The organism is Flavobacterium sp. (assembly GCF_044361065.1).
Taxonomy (GTDB): Bacteria; Bacteroidota; Bacteroidia; order Flavobacteriales; family Flavobacteriaceae; genus Flavobacterium.
Genome location: NZ_JBIKJI010000135.1, coordinates 1 through 5,926 on the forward strand (window position 1 = coordinate 1; position 5,926 = coordinate 5,926).

General features: G+C 29.3%; 5 protein-coding genes. 1 reads left to right on the forward strand and 4 read right to left on the reverse strand.

Annotated features, from left to right (window positions below; genetic code table 11):
• Both apaG and ACIQ11_RS08305 read right to left on the reverse strand, forming a co-directional pair.
• On the reverse strand, nt 1-384 hold a 384-nt coding region (gene apaG, locus ACIQ11_RS08300), incomplete at its 3' end, for a Co2+/Mg2+ efflux protein ApaG (RefSeq protein ID WP_353077082.1).
• 23 nt (nt 385-407) lie between these two features.
• Nucleotides 408-1,649, reverse strand: coding sequence for a DUF5103 domain-containing protein (locus tag ACIQ11_RS08305; protein ID WP_396154190.1), 1,242 nt, complete (start codon nt 1,647-1,649; stop codon nt 408-410).
• A 182-nt stretch (nt 1,650-1,831) separates the two neighbouring features.
• Between ACIQ11_RS08305 and ACIQ11_RS08310 the strand changes: the two genes are divergently transcribed.
• Nucleotides 1,832-4,642, forward strand: a complete 2,811-nt coding sequence (locus ACIQ11_RS08310; protein WP_396154191.1) for a M16 family metallopeptidase — start codon at nt 1,832-1,834, stop codon at nt 4,640-4,642.
• Between the two features lie 36 nt (nt 4,643-4,678).
• On the opposite strand, the gene ACIQ11_RS08315 is transcribed toward ACIQ11_RS08310, so the two are convergent.
• Both ACIQ11_RS08315 and ACIQ11_RS08320 read right to left on the reverse strand, forming a co-directional pair.
• Nucleotides 4,679-5,449 (reverse strand): class I SAM-dependent methyltransferase, encoded by a 771-nt coding sequence (locus ACIQ11_RS08315; RefSeq protein ID WP_396154192.1) that lies wholly within the window; start codon nt 5,447-5,449, stop codon nt 4,679-4,681.
• Between the two features lie 59 nt (nt 5,450-5,508).
• Nucleotides 5,509-5,926 (reverse strand): GxxExxY protein (locus ACIQ11_RS08320; RefSeq protein WP_396154193.1); only part of this gene is annotated, 418 nt, incomplete at its 5' end.

Sequence of the window (5,926 nt, forward strand, 5' to 3'; positions counted from 1 at the left end):
ATTTATGGCAAAGGGAACAACTAATTTAAAAGTTGGAATTTGAACCTTAAAAAAAGTATTATTTGAAAAATTTGCCATCGTATAAAAACCATTCATAGCCCCTATAGTTCCTTTTAGCATACAGCCTGAGGAATATACATATTTTTTACCGGGAGCAATTATTGGTGTTTGTCCCACGACACCTTCACCATCAACGGTTTCTGTGTGGTTTAGTGTGTCGAAAATTTCCCAATGCCGAGCTTGTAATTGCACCACATCTGAACTTAAATTTTCAATTGTGATTTGATAAGAAAAGGCATACAACATTTGATACTCTTTATAGTAAATGCCTTCGTAATTTGTAATGACCGAAATTTTAATATTACTTGTAATTTGAGTAACCATTTTTAATTTTAGTTAAATCTAAATTAGTTCACTATATCAATACTATTTGCTCTTCCAATTCCAATTATTCTATCGTAACGTTCGGCGCCACCACGGTAATATACTAAAACGATGTACTCATTTTCGGTTTGATAAAAATTGCCATCAATCGCGTTTTGTTCGTCAATTTGACCTTTATTATTTACTAAGGTGTATTGATAATTGGTAAATCCTTGTTTTAGTAAGATGGGTTTTTCATATGTTTTCGTATCGGAATTGTATTCCATTTTGTATTCATCTGAAATCTGATAATTGTTAAACATTCCCGTTACATAAATTGATTTTTCTAACGGATTTACATCTGAAGCCAAACCAAAATACACCCAAGTATAATCTGCTTCAATTGTATTTTGAGTGGCATTTAAATTATTCACAAAAAAGTTTCCATTTATGTCTGGGAAATAGGTGTAAATTTTATTTTTTCGTTCTTCGTTTGTGTATAAAATGGTATTGTAAATATCCCCAGTAGTTACTTTAAAAACTGAGTTAGAAGCACCTCGTATATTTTTGTTTTCGAAATTTAAAAATTCATTTCCAGCCCAAAATTGGGTTTCTTTATTATATCTGTAAATGAGTTGTGTACCAATTGTATATTGTGGTTTGATATTATGAATAGCCGAATTCAGTTTTCCGTTTTGAAAAATAGAAACTTTTACGTTTTCTTTTGGGTTTTGTAACGGTTTATCTTTATAATCGATAAAAAATTCGATATTTTGTTTTTTGTTTACGGTTTCCATATCGCGAGAACGTCTGATTGTAATACCTACAGCCGTATTGTCTTCGTATATGATGAATTTTTTTGAAAACACAATTTCTTGATCTTCATCGAAAATTTTTACAATATAATTCCCGCTTTTAATAATTTGATTGAATTTATTTGGAAAACTCAACGTGTAATGCGAGTAAATTTGCAAACAATTTAACGAATTTTGATAGTTTTGAATCCGTTGATTATCTAACCCGTTTAAGTATTCATTTTTAAGTAATTGACTTGGCGTCCAATCGTAATTGTACTGTTCAATAGTATAAAAATAATCTGCTTCGTTACCGTATAAATCATCAAATTGTAAATCGAAATTTTCACCCAATCTAAAAAACGGAATCGTATTGTTTACATTTTGTGTAAATGTAACTGTTTTAATATTGTAAGGTGGGACTACTTCTTTTTCTTGTGCCTTAGCAGATAAAGCAAGTAGAAACAAGCAAATTAATTTAATTTTAATCATAAATTTTTAATCAGATGTGTAAAATTAAGTAAATAATCATTAAAAATCTCATTTACAGTTTTTAATTTTTTCACAAAATGGTCGTCAAGATTTTATTACTAAAATAAAATGTTAAAAATTATTATATTATTAGATTTATTTATTTAATTTGATAAAATTAAATTTTAACGAAAGTCCCTATTATGAATTATTTTAAAAAAATTTCCATTGCAGTATTTCTTCTCCCATTGAGTTCTTTAGCTCAAGATTTAGATTTAACTTCTAAAATTCCATTTGATTCAAATGTACGAACAGGTGTTTTACCAAATGGGTTAACGTATTTTATTCGAAAAAATGCCAAACCAGAGAAAAAATTAGATTTACGACTTATTATTAAGGCGGGATCTATATTAGAAACAGATGAGCAGCAAGGATTGGCTCACTTTATGGAGCATATGTGTTTTAATGGAACAAAAAGATTTCCTAAGAACAAATTAGTAGATTATTTACAAAGTATTGGTGTGAAATTTGGTCAACATTTAAATGCTTACACCAGCTTTGATGAAACTGTTTATTTTTTACCAATACCAGCAGATAGCCCAGAAAAAATTGAAAATGGTTTTAATATTATTGAAGACTGGGCTTTTAATACCACTTTAACACCTGAAGAAGTTGATAAAGAAAGAGGTGTAGTTTTAGAAGAATATCGTTTAGGATTAGGAGCAGACAAAAGAATGATGGGAAGATTTATGCCTAAAATGATGTATAAATCGCAATATGCAAATCGTTTACCTATTGGACAAAAAGAAGTTTTAGAAAACTTTACTTATGATAAATTAACTAGTTTTTATAAAGATTGGTATCGTCCAAATTTAATGGCAGTAATTGTTGTCGGGGATATTGATGTAAATGAAATGGAAAAGAAAATTAAAGACCATTTTAGTCAATACAAAAACCCAAAAAATGAAAAACCTAGGGTACAGTTTGAAGTTCCAAATCATAAAGAGACTTTTGTTGCAATTGAGTCTGATAAAGAAGCAACAGGTTCTGATGTGCAATTAATGTATAAAGATTTAGACACTCCAAAGTCTAATGTCACATTAAAAGATTTAAAAAGTGACATAATTGAAGGATTGTTTACACAAATGATTAACGCTCGTTTAGATGAATATGCAAATAGTAATACGCCACCATTTTTGTATGGTTTTTCTTATCACGGAGAAACGTATGCCAAAACTAAAAAAGCTTATCAATCTGTCGCAATGTCTCAAGATAACAAGCAATTAGAAGCTTTGAAAGTTTTGGTTGATGAAAATAGTAGAGTAAAGAAATATGGGTTTAAGCAAGGTGAATTAGACAGAGCTAAAGCAGAAATTTTGGCTGGAATGGAAAAACAGTTTAAAGAAAAAGACAAACAAAATTCAGAAATGTATGTTAATGAATTGCAGTCTTATTTTTTAAATAATGATCCTACACCAGGAATTGAATGGTCTTATGATTTCATTTCTGACATACTTCCAACAATTAAAATTGAAGATGTTAATGCACAAATTTCTAAATTAATTAGAGATGAAAATCGTGTGGTTATTTTGACAAGTCCAGAAAAAGAAGGTATTGTAAAACCTTTAGAATCAGAAGTTTTAGCAGTAATTAATAGTGATGCTTCTGCAATTAAAGACTATGAAGACAAAGCTGTAGCGGCTTCTTTATTGAAAAATCCAATTACTGAAGGATCAATTGTAAGTAAGACTTCTAATGACAAAGTAGGCGTTAAAGTATTCCAATTATCAAACGGCGCTACGGTAAAATACAAAAAAACGGATTTTAAAAATGAAGAAATTTTATTTGAAGCTGTAAGTTTTGGTGGTTCAAATTTGTATTCTAACGAAGATTATAAAAAAACAAATTGGGCGAATTCAGGATTAACGGAAGCAGGTTTTTCGGGTTTAAAAACCAATGACATAACTAAATTTATGACAGGAAAAATTGCTAATATTACACCATATATTTCTACGACAACTGAAGGATTAAGAGGTTCAACAACGCCTAAAGATTTTGAATATATGATGCAAATGATGTATGCATATTTTACAGATTTAAATTATGATGCTGAAGCATTTGAAGCATTCAAACAGAAACAAAATACTATGTTTGCGAATATGATTTCGCAACCAAATTTTTATTTTACTCAAGAATTTTTCTCTTTTTTAAATCAAAATAACCCAAGATTTTTAGGTTTAGTACCATTAGAAAAAGAATGGGCTTATACAGATTATAAACTTGCTTTTGATAAGTATAAAGAGAGATTTGCAAATGCAGGAGATTTCGAATTCTATTTTGTTGGAAATATTGATGAAGCGCAATTTGAAAATTTAATTGAAAAATATATTGCTTCCTTACCATCTTCAAAAACAAAAGAAGCTATAAAAGATTTAGGGTATAGAATGGAAAAAGGTGATGTTAAAAAGATAATTAATAAAGGTACAGATCCTAAAAGTAATGTTACAATTATGATTATGGGTGAATCACCTTATGATGCAAATGAAGTATTACCAATGCAGTTTTTAGGTGAAATATTAAACATAAAGTTAACTGAAAAACTTCGTGAAGCTGAAAGTGGCGTATATACAGTTCGTTCTAATGGTTCTGTTTCTAAAGTTCCTTACGGGTCATTCAGTTTTAATGTTTCTTTCCCTTGTGGACCTGAGAATGCGGAAAAATTAACGCAATCGGCAATACAAGAAATGGATAAATTAGTTTTAAATGGACCTGAAGGTAAAGATTTGCAAAAAGTGATTGAAACAAATCTATTGGAATATAAGAAAAACATCAAAGAGAATAGATATTGGATGACTAATTTCACTAAAACATATATGTCATCTGGAAATCTAGAAGATATTTTGAAGTATGAAGAAAGAGTCAATGCTATTACTGCAAAACAGATTCAAGACGTTGCTAAAAAATATTTAACCCAAGCAAAAAAAATAGGTATATTAATGCCCGAATCAAAATAATTGAATGTAAAAAGTCCCGATTAAATCGGGACTTTTTTATTTATATACCATAGGAATAATTTCACCTTTTGCTAAGCAATATTTTTCTACTAAATCAGAAGAAATAGTACTTGTATAATCAACTTCTTCTACACGGAAACCAATGGTTCTTAATTTGTCAAAATAATCTCTTCCATATACTCGAACGTGGTCGTATTGTCCAAATATTTTTGCACGCTCTTTTTGATCGGTAATCGAATCATCTGAAAAAGTAACGGCTCTTTTTAAGTCTTGAGGAATTTGAAAAATCCCCATACCGCCAGGTTTCATTACTCTGTATAATTCTTGCATTGCTTTCGTATCATCAGGAATGTGTTCTAAAACGTGGTTACACAAAATAATGTCATATGTATTATCTTGAAACGGCAAATTACAAATATCTGCTTTTACATCAGCCAATGGCGAAAGTAAATCGGTAGTAGTATATTCTAAATTGGTTTGTTTTTTAAAACGTTTGTAAAACTCTTGTTCTGGTGCAAAATGCAACACTTTTATTTTTTCTGTTGAAGTAAAAAAGTTAGTTTCATTTTGAAGATATAACCATAACAAACGGTGTCTTTCTAAAGATAAGGTGCTCGGCGATAATACATTATTACGTTGTGTTCCATAACCGTAAGGCAAAAACATACGAAAACTGTTTCCATCAATTGGATCCGTATATTTATTTCCTTTTAAAAGAAAAGCAATAATTGGTCGTGCCACAATACTTAATCTAATTAAGATAGGACGCGGAATGGTATTCAGTATAAATTTAAATATTTTTTTCATAGTATTTTGTTACACAGAGTTTCGCAGAGAAATCGCAGAGATTCGCGAAATTTTGTTTTTTATGTGTTTATAAATCGTTTTATATTATTCTTTAAAATTTTAGAATGAAAATTAATTAAAAGCCCTAATGGAAATTCACCTAATTTTAAATAAGTCAAAACTTGAGCTGTATGAACATCTGTAAAAGATTCGACTGTCTTTAATTCAATTACAATTTTATTATTTATTAGTAAGTCAATTCTATAGCCGTGATCTAATTCAATATCTTTATAAATAATTGGTAAAGAAACTTCTTTTCTTACAAAAAGCCCAGCTTTTTCAAGCTCAAATATTAAACATTTTTGATAAGCTGATTCTAACAAGCCTGGTCCAAGAATTTTGTGAACCTCTATTGCACAACCTATTATTTTATAAGATAAGTCATTTATATCTTCACTTAACTCAGTCATATTTATTTCTTTGTGTATCTCTGTGGAA

Excerpts from the sequence above, each read along its gene's own strand:
- ACIQ11_RS08305 (WP_396154190.1), bottom strand. The coding sequence starts at position 1,649 with ATGATTAAAATTAAATTAATTTGCTTGTTTCTACTTGCTTTATCTGCT.
- ACIQ11_RS08310 (WP_396154191.1), top strand. The coding sequence starts at position 1,832 with ATGAATTATTTTAAAAAAATTTCCATTGCAGTATTTCTTCTCCCATTG.
- ACIQ11_RS08315 (WP_396154192.1), bottom strand. The coding sequence starts at position 5,449 with ATGAAAAAAATATTTAAATTTATACTGAATACCATTCCGCGTCCTATC.